The sequence below is a fragment of the Mycobacterium sp. Panama NTM2 genome (assembly GCF_054355555.1).
On record NZ_CM135953.1, the window covers coordinates 1,752,818 to 1,777,234 of the forward strand.

General features: G+C 66.8%; 21 protein-coding genes. 11 read left to right on the top strand and 10 right to left on the bottom strand.

The features are described 5' to 3' along the window. Positions 1 to 32 precede the first annotated feature (32 nt). Complete coding sequence (gene nrdI, locus ACXYX3_RS08315) at positions 33 to 479, top strand: class Ib ribonucleoside-diphosphate reductase assembly flavoprotein NrdI (RefSeq protein ID WP_019514555.1); 447 nt, start codon at positions 33 to 35, stop codon at positions 477 to 479. After that, complete coding sequence (gene nrdE, locus ACXYX3_RS08320) at positions 446 to 2,614, top strand: class 1b ribonucleoside-diphosphate reductase subunit alpha (protein ID WP_458611324.1); 2,169 nt, start codon at positions 446 to 448, stop codon at positions 2,612 to 2,614. Before nrdI ends, nrdE begins: the two co-directional genes overlap by 34 nt. A gap of 72 nt (positions 2,615 to 2,686) precedes the next feature. Here nrdE and ACXYX3_RS08325 read toward each other — a convergent pair whose 3' ends face one another. Beyond that, a complete protein-coding gene (locus tag ACXYX3_RS08325) occupies positions 2,687 to 3,073 on the bottom strand; it encodes a DUF5997 family protein (protein ID WP_458611326.1) in 387 nt (128 codons plus the stop codon). A gap of 29 nt (positions 3,074 to 3,102) precedes the next feature. On the opposite strand from ACXYX3_RS08325, the gene ACXYX3_RS08330 reads away from it, so the two are divergent. After that, positions 3,103 to 3,834, top strand: a complete 732-nt coding sequence (locus tag ACXYX3_RS08330) for a LysR family substrate-binding domain-containing protein (protein WP_458611328.1) — start codon at positions 3,103 to 3,105, stop codon at positions 3,832 to 3,834. A 14-nt stretch (positions 3,835 to 3,848) separates the two neighbouring features. Here the strand turns inward: ACXYX3_RS08330 and ACXYX3_RS08335 are convergent, their stop codons facing one another. Then, a complete protein-coding gene (locus ACXYX3_RS08335) occupies positions 3,849 to 4,430 on the bottom strand; it encodes a TetR/AcrR family transcriptional regulator (RefSeq protein WP_458611330.1) in 582 nt (193 codons plus the stop codon). Positions 4,431 to 4,572: 142 nt separating this feature from the next. Here ACXYX3_RS08335 and ACXYX3_RS08340 point away from each other — a divergent pair, with 142 nt between their 5' ends. Next, positions 4,573 to 5,418 carry an LLM class flavin-dependent oxidoreductase gene (locus tag ACXYX3_RS08340; RefSeq protein ID WP_458611332.1) on the top strand — a complete coding sequence of 282 codons (846 nt, stop codon included), beginning with the start codon at positions 4,573 to 4,575 and terminating at the stop codon, positions 5,416 to 5,418. Here ACXYX3_RS08340 and ACXYX3_RS08345 read toward each other — a convergent pair. Next, positions 5,415 to 5,831, bottom strand: coding sequence for a VOC family protein (locus ACXYX3_RS08345; protein WP_458611334.1), 417 nt, complete (start codon positions 5,829 to 5,831; stop codon positions 5,415 to 5,417). The two genes, ACXYX3_RS08340 and ACXYX3_RS08345, sit on opposite strands and share 4 nt — an antisense overlap. Positions 5,832 to 5,949: 118 nt before the next feature. On the opposite strand from ACXYX3_RS08345, the gene ACXYX3_RS08350 reads away from it, so the two are divergent. Both ACXYX3_RS08350 and ACXYX3_RS08355 read left to right on the top strand, forming a co-directional pair. Continuing rightward, positions 5,950 to 10,128 carry an nSTAND1 domain-containing NTPase gene (locus ACXYX3_RS08350; RefSeq protein ID WP_458611336.1) on the top strand — a complete coding sequence of 1,393 codons (4,179 nt, stop codon included), beginning with the start codon at positions 5,950 to 5,952 and terminating at the stop codon, positions 10,126 to 10,128. 9 nt (positions 10,129 to 10,137) lie between these two features. After that, positions 10,138 to 11,286: a patatin-like phospholipase family protein gene (locus tag ACXYX3_RS08355; RefSeq protein WP_458611338.1), complete on the top strand. Its 1,149-nt coding sequence runs from the start codon at positions 10,138 to 10,140 to the stop codon at positions 11,284 to 11,286. On the opposite strand, the gene ACXYX3_RS08360 is transcribed toward ACXYX3_RS08355, so the two are convergent. Beyond that, a complete protein-coding gene (locus tag ACXYX3_RS08360; protein ID WP_458611340.1) occupies positions 11,256 to 13,634 on the bottom strand; it encodes a hypothetical protein in 2,379 nt (792 codons plus the stop codon). The genes ACXYX3_RS08355 and ACXYX3_RS08360 overlap by 31 nt on opposite strands. 117 nt (positions 13,635 to 13,751) lie before the next feature. Beyond that, a complete protein-coding gene (locus tag ACXYX3_RS08365) occupies positions 13,752 to 14,933 on the bottom strand; it encodes a geranylgeranyl reductase family protein (protein WP_241203991.1) in 1,182 nt (393 codons plus the stop codon). Between the two features lie 150 nt (positions 14,934 to 15,083). Between ACXYX3_RS08365 and ACXYX3_RS08370 the strand changes: the two genes are divergently transcribed. Further along, on the top strand, positions 15,084 to 15,821 hold the full coding sequence (locus ACXYX3_RS08370; RefSeq protein ID WP_458611342.1) for a TetR/AcrR family transcriptional regulator: 738 nt from the start codon (positions 15,084 to 15,086) through the stop codon (positions 15,819 to 15,821). A gap of 59 nt (positions 15,822 to 15,880) precedes the next feature. Here ACXYX3_RS08370 and ACXYX3_RS08375 read toward each other — a convergent pair whose 3' ends face one another. Together ACXYX3_RS08375 and ACXYX3_RS08380 are read right to left on the bottom strand one after the other, a co-directional pair. Further along, the gene (locus ACXYX3_RS08375) at positions 15,881 to 16,249 is read right to left on the bottom strand and encodes a DsrE family protein (RefSeq protein ID WP_241203993.1); all 369 of its coding nucleotides are present in this window, start codon (positions 16,247 to 16,249) and stop codon (positions 15,881 to 15,883) included. Positions 16,250 to 16,375: 126 nt separating this feature from the next. After that, on the bottom strand, positions 16,376 to 17,443 hold the full coding sequence (locus tag ACXYX3_RS08380; RefSeq protein WP_458611345.1) for an alpha/beta fold hydrolase: 1,068 nt from the start codon (positions 17,441 to 17,443) through the stop codon (positions 16,376 to 16,378). Positions 17,444 to 17,615: 172 nt separating this feature from the next. Between ACXYX3_RS08380 and nrdF the strand changes: the two genes are divergently transcribed. After that, the gene (gene nrdF, locus ACXYX3_RS08385) at positions 17,616 to 18,578 is read left to right on the top strand and encodes a class 1b ribonucleoside-diphosphate reductase subunit beta (RefSeq protein ID WP_458611347.1); all 963 of its coding nucleotides are present in this window, start codon (positions 17,616 to 17,618) and stop codon (positions 18,576 to 18,578) included. A 41-nt stretch (positions 18,579 to 18,619) separates the two neighbouring features. Here the strand turns inward: nrdF and ACXYX3_RS08390 are convergent, their stop codons facing one another. Beyond that, entirely contained in the window at positions 18,620 to 20,254 is a 1,635-nt protein-coding gene (locus ACXYX3_RS08390; protein WP_458611349.1) for an SIMPL domain-containing protein, read from the bottom strand. A 191-nt stretch (positions 20,255 to 20,445) separates the two neighbouring features. On the opposite strand from ACXYX3_RS08390, the gene ACXYX3_RS08395 reads away from it, so the two are divergent. Continuing rightward, entirely contained in the window at positions 20,446 to 20,769 is a 324-nt protein-coding gene (locus ACXYX3_RS08395) for a hypothetical protein (protein WP_458611351.1), read from the top strand. Continuing rightward, positions 20,766 to 21,107: a DUF732 domain-containing protein gene (locus ACXYX3_RS08400; protein WP_458611353.1), complete on the top strand. Its 342-nt coding sequence runs from the start codon at positions 20,766 to 20,768 to the stop codon at positions 21,105 to 21,107. Before ACXYX3_RS08395 ends, ACXYX3_RS08400 begins: the two co-directional genes overlap by 4 nt. Positions 21,108 to 21,116: 9 nt before the next feature. On the opposite strand, the gene ACXYX3_RS08405 is transcribed toward ACXYX3_RS08400, so the two are convergent. Then, a complete protein-coding gene (locus ACXYX3_RS08405) occupies positions 21,117 to 23,297 on the bottom strand; it encodes a sensor histidine kinase (RefSeq protein ID WP_458611355.1) in 2,181 nt (726 codons plus the stop codon). A gap of 72 nt (positions 23,298 to 23,369) precedes the next feature. Here ACXYX3_RS08405 and ACXYX3_RS08410 point away from each other — a divergent pair, with 72 nt between their 5' ends. Then, positions 23,370 to 23,723 carry a response regulator gene (locus ACXYX3_RS08410; RefSeq protein ID WP_458611357.1) on the top strand — a complete coding sequence of 118 codons (354 nt, stop codon included), beginning with the start codon at positions 23,370 to 23,372 and terminating at the stop codon, positions 23,721 to 23,723. A gap of 7 nt (positions 23,724 to 23,730) precedes the next feature. Here ACXYX3_RS08410 and ACXYX3_RS08415 read toward each other — a convergent pair whose 3' ends face one another. Beyond that, the gene (locus ACXYX3_RS08415; RefSeq protein WP_458611359.1) at positions 23,731 to 24,384 is read right to left on the bottom strand and encodes a response regulator transcription factor; all 654 of its coding nucleotides are present in this window, start codon (positions 24,382 to 24,384) and stop codon (positions 23,731 to 23,733) included. Positions 24,385 to 24,417: the final 33 nt, after the last annotated feature.

A 24,417-nucleotide genomic window follows, 5' to 3' on the forward strand; every position in this document is an offset into this window, starting at 1 on the left:
TGTCCGACGAATCGACCGAGAGGAGCAGAGGCGTGAGCAACCTCGTCTACTTCTCGAGCGTGTCGGAGAACACGCATCGGTTCGTGCAGAAGCTGGAACTGCCCGCCATCCGGATCCCTCTCAAGGAGCGCATCCAGGTCGACGAGCCGTACGTGCTGGTCTTGCCCACCTATGGCGGCGGGCACGCCAACGGCCCCGATCCCGATCGCGGAGGATACGTCCCCAAACAGGTGATCGCTTTTCTCAACAACGAACACAACCGGTCGTTGATCCGCGGCGTCATCGCCGCGGGTAACACCAATTTCGGCGCCGAATTCGGTTACGCCGGGGTCGTCGTCTCACGTAAGTGCGGCGTCCCGTTTCTCTACAGGTTCGAACTCATGGGGACGACGGACGATGTGTTCGCCGTTCGCGCAGGATTACAAGACTTCTGGAAGGACCAGACGTGCCACCAACCGTCACAGCTGCAGAACCTGTAACCACCGGCGTGCACGCGCTTCCGGGCGAGATGGACTACCACGCCCTGAACGCGATGCTCAATCTGTACGACGCCGACGGCAAGATCCAGTTCGACAAGGATGTGCAGGCGGCGCGGGAGTACTTCCTGCAGCACGTCAACCAGAACACGGTGTTCTTCCACAGTCAGGACGAGAAGCTCGATTACCTGATCGAGAAGGAGTACTACGAGCGCGAGGTGCTCGACCAGTACTCGCGCAATTTCGTCAAGACGCTGCTGGACCGCGCGTACGCCAAGAAGTTCCGGTTCCCGACGTTCCTGGGCGCGTTCAAGTACTACACCTCCTACACGCTCAAGACGTTCGACGGGAAGCGCTACCTCGAACGCTTCGAGGACCGTGTGGTGATGGTGGCGCTGACGCTGGCGTCCGGCGACACGACGCTGGCCGAGAAGCTGGTCGACGAGATCATGGACGGCCGCTTCCAACCGGCCACCCCCACGTTCCTGAACTCGGGCAAGAAGCAGCGCGGCGAGCCGGTGAGCTGCTTCCTGCTGCGCATCGAGGACAACATGGAGTCGATCGGTCGCTCCATCAACTCGGCACTGCAGCTGTCGAAGCGCGGTGGCGGAGTGGCGTTGCTGCTGAGCAACATTCGCGAGCACGGCGCGCCGATCAAGAACATCGAGAACCAGAGCTCGGGCGTCATCCCGATCATGAAGTTGCTCGAGGATTCGTTCTCCTACGCCAATCAGCTGGGTGCCCGCCAGGGCGCCGGTGCGGTGTACCTGCACGCCCACCATCCCGACATCTACCGGTTCCTCGACACCAAGCGCGAGAATGCCGACGAGAAGATCCGCATCAAGACGCTGTCGCTCGGTGTCGTCATCCCCGACATCACGTTCGAGCTGGCGAAGAAGAACGAGGACATGTACCTCTTCTCGCCCTACGACGTGGAAAAGGTCTACGGCGTCGGTTTCGCCGACATCTCGGTGACCGAGAAGTACTACGAGATGGTCGACGACGCACGGATTCGCAAGACCAAGATCAAGGCCCGCGAGTTCTTCCAGACCCTCGCCGAGCTCCAGTTCGAATCCGGCTACCCGTACATCATGTACGAGGACACGGTGAACCGGGCCAACCCGATCGACGGCAAGATCACCCACAGCAACCTGTGCTCGGAGATCCTGCAGGTATCCACGCCGTCGGAGTTCAACGACGACCTCTCGTATTCCAAGGTCGGCAAGGACATCTCCTGCAACCTCGGCTCGCTGAACATCGCCAAGGCCATGGATTCGCCGGACTTCGCGCAGACCATCGAGGTCTCGATTCGCGCGTTGACCGCGGTCAGCGACCAGACGTCGATCACGTCGGTGCCGTCGATCGAGCAGGGCAACAACGAATCCCACGCCATCGGTCTGGGGCAGATGAACCTGCACGGGTATCTGGCCCGCGAGCGGATCTTCTACGGGTCCGAAGAAGGCGTGGACTTCACCAACATGTACTTCTACACGGTGCTCTACCACGCGCTGCGGGCATCGAATCGCATTGCGATCGAACGGGGTCGGGCGTTCGGCGGGTTCGAGCGCTCCAAGTACGCATCGGGGGAGTTCTTCGACAAGTACACCGACCAGGTGTGGGAGCCGTCCACCGACAAGGTGCGGCAGATCTTCGCCGACGCCGGCATCCGGATCCCGAACCAGGACGACTGGAAGCGGCTCAAGGAGTCGGTGCAGGAGCACGGCATCTACAACCAGAATCTGCAGGCCGTTCCGCCGACCGGGTCGATCAGCTACATCAATCACTCGACCAGCTCGATCCACCCGGTGGCGAGCAAGATCGAGATCCGCAAGGAAGGCAAGATCGGTCGCGTTTACTACCCGGCGCCGTATCTGACCAACGACAACCTGGAGTACTACCAGGATGCCTATGAGATCGGATACGAGAAGATCATCGACACCTATGCCGCGGCCACGCAGCACGTGGATCAGGGGCTGAGCCTGACGCTGTTCTTCAAGGACACCGCCACCACGCGCGATGTGAACAAGGCGCAGATCTACGCCTGGCGCAAGGGAATCAAGACGCTCTACTACATCCGGCTTCGGCAGATGGCGCTTCAAGGCACCGAGGTCGAAAATTGCGTCAGCTGCATGCTGTAGCTGACGCCCGACCAGAGTGCGGTGTCATACGCGACACGCCGCGACGGGCGTATGACACTTCACTTTCGGCGGTCAATCGCCGGCGGCCTGCTCCGTGCGCAACGCCTTGAGCCGTCGGTCCTCGCGCAGCACGTTCTGGTAGCTCTCGCGTTCGGCCAACAGCCAGTCCGGCTTGTCGGCCAGCAACGCGTCGATCTGCTCGGTGGTCAGCGCCTCGGTGACCCCGCCGCGGGCCAGCCCCGCGATCGACACACCGAGCTTGGCCGCCACCAGGTTCTTCGGGTGCGGGCCGTTCTTGCGCAGCTCCTGCAGCCATGGCGGTGGATCGGCCTGCAGCGCCGCGAGCTCGTCGCGGGTGATGGCGCTGCTCTGGAAGTCCTCGGGCGTCGCCGGCAGGTAGACGTCCAACTTCTTGGCCGCCGTGGCGGGCTTCATCGACTGCGAATTGGGCCTGCTCATGCCGCTCAGGGTATCGGTAGCCTGAGGCCGTGCATCCGCCCTCGCTCACCGTCGGTTACGTCCCAGGAGGGACGCCGGCGAAATGGGCTCGTAAGTGGGCGCAGCGCCATCCCCAGGTCCGGCTCGAGCTCACGACGATCCCCGCGGCCGACGCCGCCGACGCGGTGCGCGCCGGTGCCGTCGACGTCGCGGTGCTCCGCCTGCCCACCGACACCGTAGGGCTCGCGGTCATTCCGCTCTACGAGGAGACCACCGTGGCCGTCGTCGCAGCGGATCACCTGCTGAGCGCCGCGGACGAGATCACCGCCGCCGACCTCGCCGACGAACCACGGCTCGTGCCTCACCACGACGTCGTCGACTGGCCCGACGCACCCGGTGACCCCGCCGCCCATCGACCCGAGAACACCGCAGCGGCAATCGAACTCGTCGCCGCCGGAACGGGCGTGCTGATAGTCCCGCAATCGCTGGCGCGGCTGCATCACCGCCGCGACGTCACCTTCCGGCCCATCGCCGACGCGCCCACCTGTGCCGTCGCGCTCGCCGTGCCCGAGGGGCCGCAATCGGCACTCGTCGACGATTTCATCGGCGTCGTTCGCGGCCGCAAGGCTGGCTCCTCGCGCGGTCAGACGGAGCCGGCCCCCAAGCGGACCGCGCGCGAGAAGACCTTGGCCAAGCAAGCCGCGCGGGCCGCTGCCGGCAAGGTCGCCCGCAAGCCCGACAAGCCCGGCAAGCCCGGCAAGCCAGGCCGCCGGGTTCGCTGACGTCGGGCGCGCACTCAGACCGTCGGCGCGCGCGACGCCGTGAGGCCTGCGACGAGTAAGCCGACCACCCGGCGTGCGTCATACCGCTCATCCTTCTCGGCTCCGACACACAAATTGCCGACGCCCCTCAGGAATTCGTACGCGTCGACGTCTGCCCTAATCTCGCCCGCGGCGGCTGCCTCCTCCAGCAGTCGGGTCGCGACGGGCAGTAGACGGTCGAGAAAATAGGTGTGCAGAGCCTCGAACTGGGTGTTGTCCGACTGCAGGGCCGCTGCCAGGCCGTGCTTGGTGACGAGGAAGTCGACGAACATGTCGATCCACAGTTGCAGCGCCGTGTATGGCGAATGCTGTTGTAGCAGAGCGCTTCCCGCTACGGCGCAGCCCTCCACCTGGTGCCGGAAGACGGCGATGACCAGGTCTGCCCGAGTGGGGAAATGGCGGTAGATGGTGCCCACGCCGACACCGGCGCGGGCGGCGACGTCCCGCACGGGTGCCTCGACGCCGGAGTCGACGAAGGCCGCTGCGGCGGCGTCGAGCAGGGTGCGCTCGTTGCGCCTCGCATCGGCCCGCTTGCGTGGCCCCTCTGCCTCGGCCATGGCCCTCCCTTGTCGGGGTTGCGAAAACGGAACATCGCTCCGTATCGTTCGAACGGGAACAGTGTTCCGTTTCCGATCATGCCAGCCCGACCGGGCCACGAGACAAAGGACCGACGCCGTGTCGCACCCAGAGTTCGGACTCATGACCGCCCCGCAACAGGTGGACTACCGCGACGTACTGCGGGTGTGGCTCGAGGCCGATGGCGTGCCCGACATCGCCTCGGCGTGGTTGTTCGACCACCTCCTGCCGATCGCGGGCAGCCTCGACGGCCCGATCTTCGAGGGATGGACTCTGTTGTCGGCGCTTGCCGCGCAGACCGAGCGATTACGGGTCGGGCTGCTCGTGACAAGCAACCGCTTCCGGCCTCCGGCAATGCTCGCGAAAATCGCGACGACGGTCGACGTGGTGTCCAGTGGGCGGCTCGACTTCGGGATCGGCGCGGGTTCGCCACCCAGCCACCCCCTCGCTCGGCGTGAATACGACGCGCACGGCCTGCCGTACTCAGACGCCGACGATGCGGTGGCGAGCCTGGCCGAGGCCTGCGCCATGATGCGACGGCTGTGGACCGCTGATACTCCGTTCGACTTCGCCGGCGCCCACCACCGGGTGACCGGAGCGTTCGGCAACCCGAAGCCCGTTCAGCGGCCTCACCCGCCGATCGTCATCGGTGGCAGAGCCGCTGCGACACTGCGGGTGGTCGCCGAGCACGCGGACATCTGGAACATTCCAGGCGGTGACATCGCCGACGCCGCCGACCGTAGCGCGATGCTGGATCGCTACTGCGTGGACATCGGGAGGGACCCGGCCGAGATTCGCCGCTCCATCGCGTTGCCGGTGTCCTACGAGCGCCCCGCGGACACCCGGAAAGCAATCGTCGAAGCGGTCGATGCCGGCTTCGAGCACCTCGTGCTGATGCTCTCGGCGCCCTACCCGCAGGGCGTCGCGCACTGGGTGGCGGACGAGATCATCGGTGCCTCGGTGCGCTAGATCGTCAGCGTGCCGTCGGTGTTGATCGTCCACGCCGGGTTGAGCGCCACCTCCCAGACGTGCCCGTCGGGGTCGGCGAAGTAGCCCGAGTAGCCACCCCAGAACACTCGTTCGGCCGGCTTGAGCAGCGTGGCACCCGCGGCGACGGCCTGTTCGAGGACGGCGTCGACGTCGGCTTCAGAGCGCTGATTGATCGCAATGGTGATGCCGCTGAACCGGCCGTCGACGGGATGGTGGGCGTCAGCGGCCAGATCAGCGCGGCCGAACAACGCCAACGCGATACCGGGCAGCTGATAGAACACCACGCCATCGGGAGCGTCGTGGGGCTGCCAGCCCAGGCCTTCTTCGTAGAACCGGCGGGCCCGCGCGAGATCGTCGACACCGAGCGTGATCAAGCTGATGCGTTGCTCCATGTCGCGACGGTAACGCCGCACCCCGACAGGACCAGGTTTCGCACCGCGATCATCGATCGCAGCAACGACGACTGCACTAGCCTTACCTGAACGTCAAATCCTGTCGGGGGGCGAGCACGTGTCACGCATCTTTCTCAGTCATTCGAGTCGAGACACCCGCGAGGCGATCGCACTCAAGCAGTGGCTGGTCGACCAGGCGCCCCCACTGGCAAACGAGATCTTTCTCGATGTCGATGCCCAGACAGGTCTTCAGACAGGCACGCGCTGGAAAGACGCGCTACGGCAAGCTAACAACAGGTGTGAGGCGGTCGTCTGCCTGCTCTCGCGCAACTGGGAAGCCTCCCACGAGTGCAAGGTCGAATACCGCACCGCCGAGAATCTCAACAAGCAGATCTTCGTCGTGCGTCTCGAACCGTCCACGGGGAACGACCTCACGTCAGAATGGCAACGCTGCGACCTTTTCGGCGACGGGCCCAAGACGTCGATCGATGTCGGTGACGGCGACCCGGTCGAGTTCTCCACCGCGGGGCTCTATCGCTTGCGCGACGGAATCCGGGGCGCCGGCATCGGAGCGGACTCGTTCGTGTGGCCGCCACCGGGGGATCCCGGCCGGGCGCCCTACCGCGGATGGGAACCGCTCGACGAAGCCGACGCAGCGGTGTTCTTCGGCCGCGACGCCCAGATCGTGCGCGCCCTGGACACCCTGCGCGGTATGCGATTGTCCGCCGTGACGTCGTTGTTCGTGGTCCTGGGACCGTCGGGCACCGGCAAGTCGTCCTTCCTGCGCGCCGGACTGCTGCCGCGGTTGCGGCGCGAAGACCGCAGATTCGTCGTGATGGACATCGTGCGCCCCGAACGTGACGTGCTCTCCGGGGACGCGGGCTTCGCGGCATCGATCTGCTCGACCCGCGCCCAGCTCGGTCTCTCAGCGCCCAGCCTCGGTGAGATCAAGGCGGCCTGCGCAGCGGGCGATGCGGCTGCGGTCGCGCAATGGGTGTCCGAGATTCGGCAGGTTGCGGCCGACAGACTGCTCGAGCGCGGTGACGACAGGGACGCTTCGGCTCCCACGCTGGTGCTGCCGCTGGATCAGGCCGAAGAACTGTTCAACGCCGAGACCAGCGACAGCGGGGAGAGGTTCCTGGCTCTGCTGCGGCAGGTGATCGACAGCGTCAACCGCGCCGACCTCGGGCTCCTCGTCGCGGCCACGATCCGCACGGACCGATTCGAGACCCTGCAGACGCACCCGCAACTGAGCGGGCTGGGTACCGCCCTGTTCGACGAACTCAAACCGATGCCGCCCACCCAGTTCAAAGAGGTCATCGTCGGACCCGCGGAACGCGCCAGCGGCAACGGGCGGCCCTTGCGGATCGATCCCGAGCTGGTGGATCGGTTGCTGACGGACGCCGGAGTCGGCGCAGACACCCTGCCGATGCTGGCGTTGACCCTCGCGCGCCTCTACGCCGACTACGGGAGCACAGGCGAACTGACCTCCAGTCACTACGACAGCTTGGGCGGGATGCTGCGCGTGGTGGAGACCGAGATCGATCAGGTCCTCTCGCGTGACCCGAACGAGCGCACCCGACAACTTCAGATCCTGCGGCAGGCGTTCATCCCATGGCTCGCGACGATCAACCCCGACAGCGGGCAGCCCATGCGGCGGGTGGCGAAGGTGTCGGATCTGCCACCGCAGAGCCGCCCGCTGATCGACGCGATGGTTGCAGAACGGTTGATGGTCAAAGACGTTCGTGGTGGAACCCCGGTGGTCGAGGTCGCCCTGGAAAGCCTCCTGCGACAGTGGGGGCAGCTTGCGGCTTGGCTCCGCGAGGAGCACAAGGACCTGCGCGACGCCGACGACGTGATCCGCAGCGCCCAGTCCTGGCGAACGAGCGGACACGACCCCGCCTGGTTGCTGGAGGGCACCCGGCTCGCAGACGCCACCGTGCTGGCGAACAAACCGGAGTTCAGGCAACGACTCGCCGAGATCCACGACTACCTCGATGCGTCCCATGCGCGCGAGGCGCAACGCCGCGAGGCCGAGGAGCGCCGCCGTCAGGATGAGCTGGCCGCAGCGCAGGAACGAGCCCGCTATGCCCAGGAGCAGCAGGCGGTGGCCGAGCGCCACACCGCAACTCTGCGCAAGCGCAGCCGCGTACTGCGTGCCGTGGTGGCGGTCACCGCCATCGTCGCGGTGATCGCCGCGATCGGTTTCGTCAGGGCGAACTCCGCCAGCAACGAAGCGCAGCGGCAGTTCCGCGAAGCGACGAGTGCCCGGTTGACCAGCGACGCCCTGGCGATGATGCAAGGCACCCGTGGGGGCACCGACACCCGGGCACTGCAGCAGCTGCTGGTCGCACGCGAGCTGGCGGCTACACCTGATGACTATGCGCTGACGACCATCGTCGAACAGGACGGCAACACCGCCAAGATCATCCCTGCACAGGGGCTCATGGTCGATGTCTCCTACAGTCCCGACAACAGACGCATCGCCGCTTCGGGGGTCGACGGATACGTGCGAGTCTGGGATGCCGATTCCGGGCAGCCGATCGGTGATCCGATGCCCGATCACACCGGCATGGCGCATGTGGCCTACAGCCCGGACGGTGATTCGCTGGTGACGGTCGACGGGGCCGGGACCATACGCATCTTCGCAGCGGACGGCTTGTCACTGACACGCGAGATCGACAGCGACACTGAGATTCTCACCACGATCGCGTTCACCTCGGACGGTGATCGGTTCGCCACCGTGGGCGAGGATCGGGTGATCCAGATCATCGATACGGCCAGCGGTTCCGCAGTACGCGAAATCCCGAGCGGGCATGGCGAGTACGTGAGTGCGCTCGCATTCAGCCCCGACGGCCGCCAACTGCTCTCCGGAAGTGAGGACGGCACCCTGCAGATGTGGGACGCCGCGACGGGAACGGCGGTGGGGCCACGAATCGACGCCGGGGGCTTGGTCAACGATGTGGCATTTCGGCCCGACGGCCGTCGGTTCGCCAGCGGCGGCGATTCACTCATGCTCTGGGATGCCCAGACGCGCGAACCTGTCGGTGAACCGATGGAAGGTCACTTCAACTCGGTGACGGCGGTGTCGTTCAGTCCCGACAGCCAGGTGCTGGCCACCGGCAGCGCCGACTCCTCACTGCGGTTGTGGGACGCCGAGACCGGGGCATTCGAATGGAACGCCCTGTTCGGCCACGAAGGCAGAGTCTGGGGTATCCGCTTCAGCCCCGACGGTCGACACATCGCCAGCGCCAGCCGCGACGGCACGGTGCGCATCTGGGACCCGATGAAAAGCCAACCGCTGCTGGGGCACACCGCCGCAGTTCGCGACATCGGCTACAGCCCCGACGGCGAATTCCTGGCCAGCGCGAGCGAGGACGGCACCGTCCGGCTGTGGGATCCCGTCAGCCATCAGCTGCTGGGCCGACCCCTCGATGTCGGAGTCCCGTTGTACGCGTTGGCTTTCAGCCCGGACAGCACCCTGCTTGCGGCCGGTGGCGACAGCGGAACGGTCGTGGTGTGGAATCTGGGGTCGCGGCAGCAGGTCGGACGGTTCGAGACCAGCGAGAGGGCATCCGTGCGGACATTGCAGTTCAACCAGCACGGAAGTCGGCTCAGCGTGCTCGACTGGGCCGGCAACGCCAGCGTGATGGACGCCGGTTCCGGTGAAAGAATCGGAGAGGCGATCCCCGACATCGAAGCGATCACCTTGTCACCGGCGTGGGATCGCGCGGCAACCAGCCGCAGGTCCGAATACAGCGTGTACGTGTTGCCGATCGGCGGCGACGACCAGTCGTCCCAGGTGACGTTGGAGGGCCACACGAACAGGGTGGGCAGACTCGTGTTCAACGGCGACGGAACCCTGCTCGTGTCCGCGAGCGACGACACCACGGTCCGCAGATGGAACCCGGGCACCGGGGAGACCATCGGGGAACCCCTCGCCGGGCACACCGACGAGGTGCTCGACCTCGCCTTCAGCCCCGACGGCTCCCGGTTGATCACCGGTAGCGCAGACACCACCGCCCGGCTCTGGGATGTCGCGACCGGTCGTCAGTTGGCAGATCCTTATGGCGGTCATCAACAACGGGTCACCAGCGTTGCGTACAACCCCGACGGTGCCGGCTTCGCGACCGCGAGCAACGACGCCACCATACGGGTGCACACCGCTTCCGCCTCGCCGAACGATCTGTGCGCCAAGCTCACCGCGAACATGAGCCGCAGGCAATGGAACGAGTGGGTGTCACCGGACATCGACTACATGCCCGGATGCCCTGATCTCCCGATCGCACCGGACTGAGAGGTGACCATGCAGCACCGTACGCGCGACCAGCACCTCCTCGGCGATGGACCCAAGCGCATCCTCGCCCTCGACGGCGGCGGCATCCGCGGCGCGTTGACGCTCGGCTACCTCGCCCGTATCGAGGAGATCCTGCGCGACCGTCATGGCGGGGATCCCGATTTCCGGCTGTCCGACTACTTCGACCTGATCGGCGGGACGTCGACCGGCTCGATCATCGCGACGGGGCTGGCGCTCGGCTTCGCGGTCGACGAGCTGGTCGAGCTGTACCGCTCGTTGGGCGACAAGGTGTTCGACAAGGGCCTGCTGCGCTTCGGGCTGCTCGGTGCGAAGTTCCCGAAACAGCCGCTGCTCGACGCCCTGGACCGGCACTTCGGTGACGTCACGCTCGGCGGTGACGAGGTGCGCACCGGGCTCATGGTGATGACCAAACGGCTGGACACGGGCAGTCCGTGGCTACTGCACAACAGCCCACGGGGCAGGTATTTCGCCGGCGACGACGGCAGCTATCCGAACCAGGATTTTTTGCTGCGCAACATCGTTCGCGCGAGCACCGCCGCGCCGCACTATTTCGAACCGGAGTTGCTGCACATCGCACCGGGCACCTCCGGAGCCTTCGTCGACGGCGGGGTGAGTCCCTACAACAACCCCGCGCTGCAGATGCTGATGCTCGCGACGTGCGGCGGCTACGGATTGTCGTGGCCGTTCGGCGCCGACAGGCTGCTGCTGGTGTCCGCGGGCACCGGACTGCGCCCGGTGCAGATGCCGGCCACCGACGTCATGGACATGCCGGCGGTCGTCCTGGCCGCGCAGTCGATGCTGTCCATCATGGCGGACGCGAACTGGCTGGGACAGGCTGTGCTGCAATGGATGTCATCGAGTCCGACGGCGTGGTCGATCGACGGCGAAGTCGGGGATCTGCGCGACGATCGGCTCGGCGGTGGCCCCGACATGATCAGCTATCTGCGTTACGAGGTGGCTCTCGAGTCGCAGTGGCTCAGAGCCAATCTCGGGCTGAACCTGGATCAGGCCGCCTGCGACGAGCTGTACGCGATGGACAATCCGCGCAACCTCGCACAACTGTCCCGGATCGGAGTGGCCGCTGCGGCACGGCAGGTGCAGCCCGATCATTTCCCTGCCGCGTTCGACCTGTCCTGAGTCACCGGCTCGTAGCGACGCCGGAACTCGTCGCCGGGCACCGCCCAGACGTCGCCGTGGTCACCCTGCACGAGCCATGACTGGCCGGGTGCGGTGATCGACCCCTCCAGGGTCTCGACGGCCTCGCCGTCGCGCGCGGGCCGAGCGAGTACGGTGCCGGTGCGGCGCCAGCGTCGCCCACCGAGGTGGCGGTGGGTGGCGTGGAAGATGTCGTCACGCACCGACCAGGGCGCACCACCCGATTCCTCGCGCACTTCCCAGTCCCCGGCCTGCGCCGTCAACGTCGATCCGTCGGGTGCGGTCCACGTCCATCCGGCCGGGCGCTGCTCGGCGAGCACCGCGCCGGTTCTGCGATACGGCGCCCAGCCCGCTGCGGGCGCCGGGAGGGAGCGATATCCCAGTTCCCGCAACGTGATCAGCGTCGCGGCCAAACTGCGCAACGCGTCGTCGAGCAGTGCGGGCTCGGACGAGACCTGCGACCAGTCGATGAGTTTGTCGTGCACCTTGGTGCGGTCGTCACGGCGCGTTCCGAACCGCCAGCCGTGGCCGCGGTAGTACCGGCACCAGTCCTCGTGTTCGGCACGCGCCATCGCCTCGGCCGTGGGTCGGTCGAAACCCAGGCGACGCAACTGCTCTGCAGGTGGCCGGCCCTTCAGCTCGGCCGGTGTCACGCCGTCGAACGGGTGTCCCCAGCAGTTCCAGGTGTGCCCCCCGATCTTCTCGACGATCCACAACGCGTTGCGCACCTGTCGACGATTCGATTCGCGATAGAACTCGTCGAGTCGGTTCCACGGAACCGCGGTGGCTCCGGTGCCGGCATCGCCGACGTAGCGGTCGTGGATCAACGCCGCGGCACGTTCCCAGGCGTCGTGCGCCTGACCGCCGGGAAGGTCGAGGCTGAGTCGGTAGGTGTAGAGGCGCCCGACGACCGCGACCCGTTCCTGGGTGGCGTCGGCCAGAGGGTTGTGCACGTGGATCACGGTGTCGGGCAGGCGTGCTGCGATCCGGGTGGCCGTCGAGGTGTGCTCGGCGCTGTCGACGAACACCAGGGCTGTCGTCGTCGGATCGCCGCCGGCGATCAGTTCGCTCACCGTGTCGAAGGTGGGGTCGGCATCGACGGCGATGACGTCCGAGGCTCGGTCGGGATGGCCCAGTTGGTCGCAGGTGAATTCGTAGTCGCGTTGGTGCTGGATCGCATCGCCGGTGACCACGTACAGGTCGGGGAGGTGTCCGCGGCCGCGGTACTCGAGTTCCAGTCGCCGGGTGAGCATGTCGGCGCAGAGCGCGGTGGTCAGCTGCGACGAGCCACACACCAGTAGTCGTTGCACGCGGGCACCCGTGAGGATGCGGTCGAGAAGGCGGCGTGCGGTCACCTCGTAGATTCCGACGGTGTCTGCCGCCCAGCGGTTGTGCGCGCCGCCGAAGTGCTGGGCTCGCCACGCCGCAGCTTGCCACGGGTCGTCGATCCGGACGATCAACGGGATTCGCTGCCGCTCGTCACCGCCGTGTGCGGTGATCCACCGCAACCGCAGGAGGTTCGTCGACGGATCCGGCCCCAGCAGGTAGAGCCGGTCGATCTTGTGCCAGAGGGGAAGTGCGACAAGCGGTTCGGGCTGGTCGACAGCCACGGCGAGCACGCGGGCGCCGGCGGCGCGCGCGAGCGCGGCGAGGTCACTGTCGTCGTTGTCGGTGATGACCACCGGCACGCGGCCCCGTCGCACCGTGTGCGCCACCGCCCGCACCAGAGGTAGCGAGTCCTCGTCGAGTCCGACCACCACGGTGACCGAGCGCGCCAGACGCACTCGGAGGCGGTCGAATCGGGACCGGAACAGCGCCATCGCGACGCCGACGATCGACATGAACAGCGCTGCCAGAGCGGAGATCTGGGCGATGTTGAGAGCCACCGGCATAGGAGAGGGGCAGCTGCCGCCGCTCAGGCTGCGGGCGGGATCGCCTCCTTTGACCAGGGCGGCCGTCCACAGCAGTGGGGTGAAGACGTCGGGATGTTGATCGTCCTGGCAGCGCCAGTAGGAGGCGATGCCCAGGACGGCCGTGCCGACCGCCAGCGCTGCGACGATGGCGACCGGAGCGTCCGACCGCCGGCCCGGCGAGCGGCGGGCGAGTGTCAGGCCGAGCAGGATCATGACCGTGACGACGATCCCGATGGTGACCGCGGAGTTCGGTGCCCCGAACCAGCGAATCCCCGTCGGCATCCGTTCGCGCAGCTGCGGCCAGGCGGCGATCACGGCCAGATATCCGAGCAGAACGCCCGTGAGTGCCCACAGTGCGGTGCGCGTCGCGGCGGCGCGGCCGACGACGCCGTTCGCCAGGCTGTTCGCGGGCCGCACGCCGGGGAGTCTAGTGATCGCGGGGTCGAGAGGGTGCCTGCTGGTGAAAACCACACCGCCGGGTGCGGACTGTCACTCCAACACCCGGCGGGGCGCCGACGTTGCGGCGGGGTGGTTTCAGTAGGTGTGCTGGGGGCCCTGGGCCTTCTTGTACAGAGCCTTGAGCATCCGGTCGCGGAAGAAGGCGTTGTCGATCAGCTTGATGCCGTTGTTGGCGACGGCGGGGATTCCCGCGAGTTTGTGGAAGTACCTGCCGCGCTTGTACTCCCGGCCCCATGCGGCTTCCATGCGCTGGCCGTAGTTGGTGAAGTCGTCCGGGCCGCCGTTGGTCAGCGCGGCGATCGCGCACTCACCGGCTGCGAGTCCGGATTCCAGCGCTTTGGAGATGCCAGCGCCGGAGGCGGGCTTGCCTGCGCCCAGCGAGTCGCCGGTGAACAGCACTCCCGGGCGCCACGCCGGCCACGCCGTGAAGCCCATGGGCAGCCGCCAGGCGCGCACGCTCTTGTTCTTCTTCAGCTCCTCGATGGGCGGCAGGTCCCATTCGCGGGGCAGCGTGCGCAGGAAGTCGCCGAGGAACTGCGTCGCGTTGATCGACTGCCAGTTCTTGTAGCTGTTGACGTAGCCCAGGCCGATGTTGAAGATGCCGTTGCCCATCGGGAAGACCCAGCCGTATCCGGGCAGCTGGTCACCTTGGAACTGCAGCTTGAGATAGATGTCGAGGCTGTCGGAGTCCGCGCGGTTGGCCGGCATCTCCGAGCGGATCGCGATCGCCGAATAGCCGTTGTACTCGGAGTCGATCTTCAGCGCTCGCTTGATGGGGGAGTACGCGCCGTCGGCGGCGATCACCGCGTCGCCGTAGACCTTCTCGCCGCTCTTGAGAACCACGCCGATGACGCGTCCGTTGGCGTCGACCTCCGGCCCGGCCACCTCTGCGCCTTGGCGCACCTCGGCCCCGGCGGATTCGGCGTGCTTGAGCAGCGTCGTGTCGAGGTGCTCGCGGCTGACGGTGTGCCCGTGGTTGGGCATACCGGGCCGGGTCGGGAACGACAGTTCCCAGCGGCTGGGGCTGTAGACGGTCACCCTGTTGACCCGGTGGTAGGTGGCCACCTCGTCGGCGAGTCCCATCTTCTGCAGGTAGCTCACGGCGCGCGCGGTCAGGCCGTCACCACACGGTTTGGCCCGCGGGAACTGTGCCTTGTCGAGCACCACCACGTTCGCTCCGGTCTGGGCGGCCTGCCATGCGGCTGCCGATCCGGACGGCCCCCCGCCTGCGATGACCAGGTCGTATCGCTGCGTCATATCTCTCGTCTCGTTGCGCGGCTGTCGCCCGAGATAGTACCGATTCCGGGGCTCGCCGCGCGGCACGGCCGTGATGATGTGTTCGTGACGCCCGCGCCGCGTCGCGCGGTCAGGGCAGGTCAGCCGTATTACACCGGGTAGAGTGACCGCGTGCGACGAGGGCCACGAGGGCGCGCAGCCGACGAGCCGGGCGTCAAGGTGGACGCCCGCAGTGAACGCTGGCGCGAACACCGCAAGAAGGTGCGGTCCGAGATCGTCGACGCCGCGTTCCGGGCGATCGACCGACAGGGCCCCGAGGTGTCGCTGCGGGAGATCGCCGAAGAGGCGGGCACGGCCAAGCCGAAGATCTACCGGCACTTCACCGACAAATCGGATCTGTTCCAGGCGATCGGGCAGCGCATGCGGGACATGTTGTGGTCGGCCATCTTCCCGTCGATCAACGTCTCGACCGACCCGGCGCACACCATCATCCGCCGGGCCGTGGAGCAGTACGTGCGGCTGGTCGACGAACACCCGAACGTGATCCGGTTCCTGATGCAGAGCCGGTTCGCCGAAAGCGAATCGGCGATCCGCGCGGTGAACGAGGGCCGCGACATCACGCTGGCGATGGCCGACATGTTCAGCCACGAGCTGCAGGACATGGAGCTCGACGGTGCGGCGTTCGAGCTGGCCGCATTCGCCACATTCGGGGCCGCTGCGTCGGCGACGGACTGGTGGCTGGGCGCCCAGCAGGACACGCCGCGACGGCTGCCTGCGGAGACGTTCGTCGACTATCTGACCACGATCATGCTCGGCTCGATCAACGGCACCTGCGAGGTGCTGGGCATCCGGATCGACCCGGATCTGCCGCTGCACGAAGGCGTCACCCGGCGCGAACAGGTCGCCTGAGGGCGGGCCGCTCAGCAGCGCGGCGCGGACGGCCACGGCGACGTCGTCGCCGCATCGCTTCAAAAGCTGAATGTCGTTGCCCCATCGCCGATCCACTCCCACAGCTGCACAGTTCCCCCGGCCTCTGCACCCTCGATGAAGGTGGCCGGGTCCAGCTTCTTGGCGTTGATGCACAGCGGACACACCAGGTAGCGCCCGCCGGCACTGCGATAGCGCTCGATCAGCTCTGACAGCGGCGGGCATCCCTCACAGGCCGTGGCGACGGCAACGCCCGCCACCACCAGCCGGACGGCCTCTTTGGCCAGGAACATCATGGTGGGGCGCCCGGACTCCGCGGCGCCGACGGCGACCAGGAAGGCGACGGTCACCTTTTCGGGGTCCTCCAGTCCGGTGGTCACCGTCAGTGCGGCTTTGCGGTCGGTGTTCATCTCGTCTCCCTTGTGAGCGGTGTGCTGACACAGGGAACGTTAGGAATTCGTGGGTGTCGCGGAATCGGTGTCGACCGCCGACTTCGGGTGGGTGTTCGGCGGCGACGATGGCGGCCGGCACGCAGGTCAACGGCTGAGCAGGCGGGCGACGGCGGCCGCGCGGGCGGATCTGCCCGCCACACCCAACTTCGTGTAGACGCTGGTCAGGTGACGTTCGACTGTGCGGATCGACAGGGCCATGGCCGCGGCGACTTCCGCGTTGTCCCGGCCTTGACTCACCAGGCGCAGCACCTCGAGCTCTCGGCTGGTCAGAGTCTGCAGGGCGGCAGGCGAGCTGGGTGGATGCAGGCCCTCACCGGCGAGGAACGCGGTGACTTCGGCGACGAAGACCTCCCAGGCGGGCTCGTCAGCGAGGGTGATGTGGTTGGCGCTGTCGAGCGCGACGAAACGCGCACCGCTGATCCGCGCCGCCAGTTCCCGCCCATCGGCGAACGGGTTCATGCGGTCGCCCCGAGCGTGGACCACCAGCGTCGGCGCGGTGATCCGGCTCAAGTACGCACCCACGTCCACCTCCGCGCGAGCCGCGCGCGAACGCATCGCATTCTCCGTCGAGGTCGCCCGCGCCTGCAGGTCGTCGAGCCAACCGGCCTGAACTGGTGACGCGCCCGGGATCATCAGGTCGGTGAAGACCCGGCGGAACGTACTCTCGGGCCGCGCCCACCCCACTTTGATCAATTGCTGAAACGCGTGTTCCAGGTCGACGGCCTCATCGTCACGGCGTGCCACGCCATAGGTGCCGTAGAGGATGAGGCGGCTCACGCGGTCCGGGTTGTCCGCGGTGTAGGCGATGGCCACCGGACCGCCCTGCGACATCCCGATCATGGCGCAGCGCGGTACCTCCGCCGCGTCGATGACGGCCGCCAGATCGGCGACGCGGGTGGGCAGACTGAAGTCGGTGACGTTCCAGTCCGACATGCCGAAGCCGCGCTCGTCATAGCGGATGACCGTCGCGATACTGCCCAGATCCCGCAGGAAGTGCTGCCACACCGGGCTCTCCCAGTCGAACTCCAGGTGACTGAGCCAGCACGTGGTGAGCAGCAGCGGTGGGCCGCTGCCGTGTATTGCGTACGCGATGCGGGTGCCGTCCGCACTGCGGCAGAACCGCACCTCCTGTGGCGGCGCGCCCGATGACATGGCGGTGAGCCTAATGACCGATGGCGTCCCCGAGGTGAGGATGCGACACGCCACCACAAGATGTGGCGTCGGAAGCCGTTTTGCGACCCAACAAGTTGTACTGTCGGTGGCGGCCTGTAGAACAGCTCACACAGGTGAAATCCGGCGAAATGGGGTCCAGGTGTCCGAGGGAATGAAGCTGATCGACCGTGTCTCCGCGATCAACTGGAACCGCCTGCAGGACGAGAAGGACGCCGAGGTGTGGGAGCGCCTCACCGGCAATTTCTGGCTGCCCGAGAAGGTGCCCGTGTCCAACGACATCCCGTCGTGGAACACGCTGACGGCCCACGAGAAGCAGCTCACGATGCGGGTCTTCACCGGCCTGACTCTGCTCGACACGATCCAGGGCACCGTCGGCGCGGTGAGCCTCATCCCTGACGCGCTCACGCCGCACGAGGAGGCGGTGTACACCAACATCGCGTTCATGGAGTCGGTGCACGCCCGCAGCTACTCCAACATCTTCTCGACGCTGTGCTCGACCGCCGAGATCGACGACGCGTTCCGCTGGTCCGAGGAGAACCCCAACCTCCAGCGCAAGGCGGAGATCGTCATGCGCTACTACAAGGGCGACGAGCCGCTGAAGCGCAAAGTGGCCTCCACCCTGCTCGAGAGCTTCCTGTTCTACTCCGGGTTCTACCTGCCGATGTACTGGAGCAGCCGGGCCAAGCTCACCAACACCGCCGACATGATCCGACTGATCATCCGCGACGAGGCCGTGCACGGCTACTACATCGGCTACAAGTTCCAGCGCGGGCTCGCGCTGACCGACGAGAACACCCGCCAGGAGCTCAAGGACTACACCTACGAGCTGCTGTTCGAGCTGTATGACAACGAGGTCGAGTACACCCAGGATCTCTACGACGAGGTCGGGCTGACCGAGGACGTCAAGAAGTTCCTGCGGTACAACGCCAACAAGGCGCTGATGAACCTCGGCTACGAAGCGCTGTTCCCGCGTGACGAGACCGACGTGAACCCGGCGATCCTGTCCGCGCTGAGCCCCAACGCCGACGAGAACCACGACTTCTTCTCCGGGTCGGGCAGCAGCTACGTGATCGGCAAGGCCGTGGTCACCGAGGACGAGGACTGGGACTTCTAGAGGGTCAGCGGGTCCAGGGGGATGTCTCGTCTCCCGCGGAGTCAGCGGGAGACTTCAACGAGCTCACCTTTGATCGTCCAGCTTGCACCGGCCGGTTTCGCAGAGAGCAGTTCGCCGGCCACGCACATGTGGTCGGCAGGGTCCCACTTGACGCCCGACTGGTAAGGGGACACGAGCCGCGGTACGGCGCCGAGCACGGCCCGGCGTTGATCGAGTAGATGCTGCCGGATCTCTTCACCATCTGCCGGGAGAGACTTCGCGAGCCGTGCAACGACCTCGGGTAGGACCGACGCGTCAATGTGCGCCTGGAACGCACAGATCACCCCGTCGACGATTCCTTTGACCAAGTTCCCCAACACCAGCGGCTGCTGCACGTGTGGTGGACGAACGCGGACTCTGACCGCGAAAGGCGTTTCAGGCTCCCGGGTCTGCTCCATCACCTGCACCTTCGCGCGCGCCAGCGCCAGCCACACCTGGGCGAGCTTCTTCTCGCCTGCGAACGTGCCGAGGTCGACCCAGTCGAACGAGGCCAGTGTCGAACCGGATTCCCAATGGGCGAAGCCGTCCGATCGCGGCGCGAGCGCGTAGCGGTAGCAAAACGGGTATTGACCGTTGTCCGCGGCTGCCGGCACCGCAGCACCGTGCTCGAAGCGAATCCCGTTGCGGCCGGCGACCCGGAAGGAATCAATGTTGTAGAGGACGAGGTTCTCGACGTCAGCCTTCGGGTGCTTACGACCGAAGAACGTCGCGTGTAGCACCTCATCTGCCGATGGTTCGAGTTCGCCGCAGCGAGCCCGGATCTCGGCCCGAAGAGAGTCTTGCCATGGGGGCCGGCCCTCGAATCTGATGTAGTCGTCTGCCCACGCCTCGACTGAGGGCCGGTCAGCCGCTGGTCCATGGATCTGCCAACGGGCCTCGGCCGCGGGGGGCTGCATCGCCGTCGCGGCTTCATCGCTTGTGGCGTCTTCTGAGGCATCGAGAACAGAGGCGCCGGTGGTGATCGATGAGGCATGCCTGTCGTCGGCAATGAATTGCGCATCCACCCGGGCTGAAATCTCGATGTCGTTCGGAACGAGTTCCACGGCTGACCCCTGCGGTGCGACTGCAGCGCGCACCGAGCCGACAACCTCGTCCCCGATCGGCCTCAGGTTGGAGCCGAGCATTCCCGCGTCGGCGATCGCGACAGGACGCACCTTGTCCAGTCCCAGTGCATCGGCGTATTGCTGTGCGCGCGTGGAAGCGTCGCGAACGGCGCGGGTGCGCGCCTGAACGATCAACTGTTCCCGGCGCTCGTCGGTGAGAGACCATTTGACGCGCTGAAGGCTGAAGCCCTCGATGCCCGCGATCTGCTGACCGACCCACCGGGCCAGTGATCCGAAGTCGCGGAACTTGACCTCCATACCGACATTGGCATGATGCATCAGCGGCAATTGATTACCGTCTTGGTTCCAGGGGCGGCTGGACCAGGTCCGTAACTGCTCAGCCGACCACCATGTGACGGCGCCGTCCTGTTGCAGGGTGGCGACCGACGACTTCAATTGCTCGAATTCGCGTACCACCCGCTGATACACCGGCTCCATCTCCCGGCCCTCGTAGCCGAGGGCGACGTAGGCGGTACCGCGCTCAGCGGGATGGAACGCGGAGAAAGAACCGCGGACGGTGATCTCGGTGGCCATAGCCGATCAGGATAGCGAGATGGTCCGACACTTCCGGTAGATCAAGGTGCTACTCAGCCCTTTGGATCGTGCCGTGTCGCCACTCCAAGAAAACTCCAAGCACGGCACGTGACTGTGAGGCAGCCGCCGCACCAGGTGAGGTCAGTCGAATTGGACTGCGGTCGGCTCCGAACACGAGTAGCGGGGGAGCAATGGCACGAAAGATCACCACACTGTTGGCGGGCGCAGTCTCAGGCGCTGCCCTCGCCGCGGCCGTACTGGCAGCACCCGTTGCCGACGCCCAGCCAGGGTTCACCCTGCCAGGTCCCGGCGTCTGCAACTACCCGGGCACCTCCGGTGGCGGCGGGATCGGCCCGTTGAGCATGCAATTCTGCAACTATCCACCACTGCTGGCCGGAATGCACTATCACTGCCAGTGGTTCGGTGGAGCGAAGTGGAACAGCGGCAGCTGCAACTGGCGGTGGCCTGACAACAGTGTCGCACCGGCACCTCCACCTGAGCAGGTCTTCTGGTGAGGGCGCTACTCGCGGCAGGCCTCGGCGTGGCGGCCCTTGTTCTCGCGGCTCCGGCCAGCGCCGACGATCAAGCCTTCCTCAACGCGATGTCCGAGCTGGGTATCAGTTCCTACCACGGCCACATCGACGACAACGCCCGTGAGGACCGAAGCAATCTGATTGCGGGCCAGAACATCTGCAACAACCTGCACAACGGCTACACGGTGCTCGATCAGCAGCGCATGTTGTTGATCAATAGCCACACTCGACACTCCATGGACCAGAACCCGATCACACCTGATCAGGTGTACGGCATGGTCGACGCCGCGAGACGTTACCTCTGCCCGGACACGCTGTGAATCACCCCGTCAGGGGATCGGGATCGTCGCGGTGATCCGCGTCCCGTCGCCGGGACGGCTCTCCACGGTCATGGTGCCCGAGAGTGCCTCCACACGGTCACGCAGTCCCGTCAGGCCCGAGCCGCCGGAAGTGTCGGCGCCGCCGTCGCCGTCATCGGACACGCAGAGCCGCAGCACTTCTGCGCTCTGAGCGTCCGCCGACAGGTCGACCTGCACCGTCGCTTCTTCGGCGTTGGCGTGCTTGGCGATGTTCGTCAACGCCTCGGCGACAACGTAATACGCCGCCACCTCGATCGATTCGGGCAGCCGATGCTCGACGTCGACGGAGAGCTCGACCGGGACGGTCGACCGGCGAGCGAGGTTGCGCATTGCCGGTCCAAGGCCGCCGCGGGACAACACTGCGGGGTGCAGACCGCGGGAGAGCTCCTGCAGGTCCGAGTGCAGACCGGCCAGACCCTCGACAGCGTGAGACAGCTGCCCGCGCAGCGCATCGTCGTGCGCCAATGCCGCTTCGGCTGCCCGCAATTTGAGGCTCAGCGACACGATCCGCTGCTGGGCGCCGTCGTGCAGGTCCCGCTCGAAGCGGCGCCGCGCCTCGTCGGCAGCGGCCACCAGGCGTGCGCGTGACGCCTTGAGCTCCGAGCGTGTCTCGGCGTTGGCGATCGCCGTGGAGATCAGATCGGCGAAGTCACCGATGTGCGTTTCGGCCGCCTCGACGACGCCCGCGGCCGAATGCGCCGCCACGACCAGGGCGCCGCGCACCGACTCCTCGACGACCATCGGCGCGCCCGCCCCTTCGGAGACGTTCATGGCCCGCAGCCGTGCCGCGATGGACCCGTCGACTCCGGCGTAGCTCGCCATGCGCGCCGGCGCGCCGGTGCGCCGGACCCTGGCGGCGATGCTGTCTCCATCGAGTGAAAGCCGTTCTCCGACAGCGAAACCCGCGTTGCCCGTGGTATCCACCGTCGCCTGGACCACCGCGGCGTCGTCGGGGTCGAAGGTCAGCAGCGTGACGTGCTGGGCGCCGAGGCTGTGCGCGAGCTCGGCGACAGCGGCGTCGTAGACGTCGCGCAGCGGCGCGCCCCGGGCCACCAGGGTGGCCACCCGCCGCAGCGCAGCCTGCTGGGCACGCGCCACCCGGAGCCGGTCCTGTTCGAGGCGCCGCTCGGTGACGTCACGCGCACCACCGACCAGCACTCCGCGGTCGGAGACGATGTTCCATTCCAACCACCGCACCCCGGCGTCGCGGCACAGACACCGGCTCTCGAACTGGGCGGCCCCGTCCGTCGGCGGGATCGCTGCCCACGCCGCAGCCGTCGCGTCCCGATCGTCGGGATGGATGAAGTCCCGTAGCGGACGGGCGGCGAGCTCTGCGGCGGAGTAACCGAGGGTGCGCTCGAACGCAGGATTCACCCGCGTCAGGTACTCGCCCTCGCCGAGGAAGAGCAGGTCCGACGCGACCGCGAAGAAACGTTCAAGTTCCCGGCGGCTGGCCTCCAGTTCGGCGGTGATCGTCTCGCGGTCACACGCCGCGGCCAGCAACGCCTGCAGGGAGGGCACCATGCGCTGGGCGCTGCGGGCCGAGGCCAGCTGCACACCGCGGGGGAGCAGCAGCGTCCCGCTCTGTGCTGTCCCGTCGCGCAGCGGGATCGCCGTCTGATCGGCGGCCGCCTCGGTCTCACCCACCCTCAGCGTCGCCCACGGCAGCCCCAACGCCTCGGCCAGCCGCTGCCCGGCACCGTTGAGGGCGTCCTGGAGCGACGGTGCGCGCAACATCATTCGCGCCAGCGCGGCGGCCAGATCGGCTTCCCTCCGGCGCTGCACGGCCTCGGCGGCGCGCACCCGGGCCTGCCCTACGAGCAGATTGGTCAGCAGGGCCAGGGTGAGGAAGACCGCGACGGCGGGGACAAGGCTGTCGCGCCCCTCGAGGTGCAGGTTGGTGTAGACGACCGCGCTGACCATCGACATCGCGATGGCCAGTCCGTAACCCCAACCCGCGGACACCACCAGGACGCCGAGCAGCAGCAGGGCACCGAATGCGTTGTCAGGGGCGACCAGTTTGAGCGCATTGATCACGGCCAGCTCGCCGACGATGAACGCGCAGGCCACCACAATGCCCACCCACACCGGGCGGGTGGTGGGGCGCACCACCAGGCTGATGAATCGGGCGGGGAGGGCTTGCCACGTCACTGTCCGATCCTAATGGCGGGAATTACCGTTAACGGGAATGCCAACAGGTCATTGCGTAGGCACACTCGACGTATGACTGGTCCGCGCTGCTTGATCGTCGACGACAGCGCCGACTTCCGCGCCGCCGCGCGTGCGGTGCTCGAACGCGGTGGCATCACGGTGGTCGGCGTGGCTGCCGACGCCGCCGAGGCCATGCAGTGCGCGCAGGAATTGAACCCCGACGTCGCTCTGGTCGATGTGAATCTGGGCGCCGACAGCGGGTTCGACGTCGCCGAGCGGCTTTCCGGCACCGCGGTCATCCTCACCTCGACCCACGACGAGCAGGATTTCGCCGACCTGATCGAGGCGAGCCCCGCGCTGGGGTTCCTCCCCAAACTGGCGCTCTCGCCGACGGCGGTGCTCACCATGCTGGGCCGCACCCCGTGAGAGTGGGTCAGCGGGATTCCAGGTAGAGGATCACCGCGCGGACGCGGCGGTGGTCGTCACCGGTCTCGGGCAGGTCGAGTTTGGTCAGGATGCTGCGGACGTGCTTTTCGACGGTGCCCTCGGTGACCCACAGACGGCGGCCGATACCGCCGTTGGACAGGCCCTCGGCCATCAGTGTGAGGACCTCGCGTTCGCGGGCGCTCAACGCGGCCAGCGGGTCGTTGCGCTTACGTGCACCGACCAGCTCGGCCACCAGCGCCGGATCGACCACCGATGCGCCGTTGGCGACACGGTGCACAGTGTCGATGAAGTCGTCGACGTCGGTGACGCGAGTCTTGAGCAAGTACCCGATCGCGTGGCCACCGGCCAGCAGTTCCATGGCGTGGTCGACGTCGACATGCGCCGAGAGCACGACGATGCCGATCTCGGGCGCCTCCTCGCGGATCACCCGCGCGGCATCGAGCCCCTCCGTCGTGTGGGTGGGCGGCATCCGGATGTCGACGAGCACCAGGTCGGGTTTCTCGGTGCGGACCAGCCCGAGAAGAGCCGACGCGTCTCCTACCTGACCGACGACCTCCAGGCCCGAGCGTTGGAGCAGGCTAGCCAGCCCCTCGCGGAGCAGCACGTCGTCGTCGGCGATCGCGACTCTCAGAGCGCCCATGGTCTGACATTCTGACATTGATGTGACAGGAGC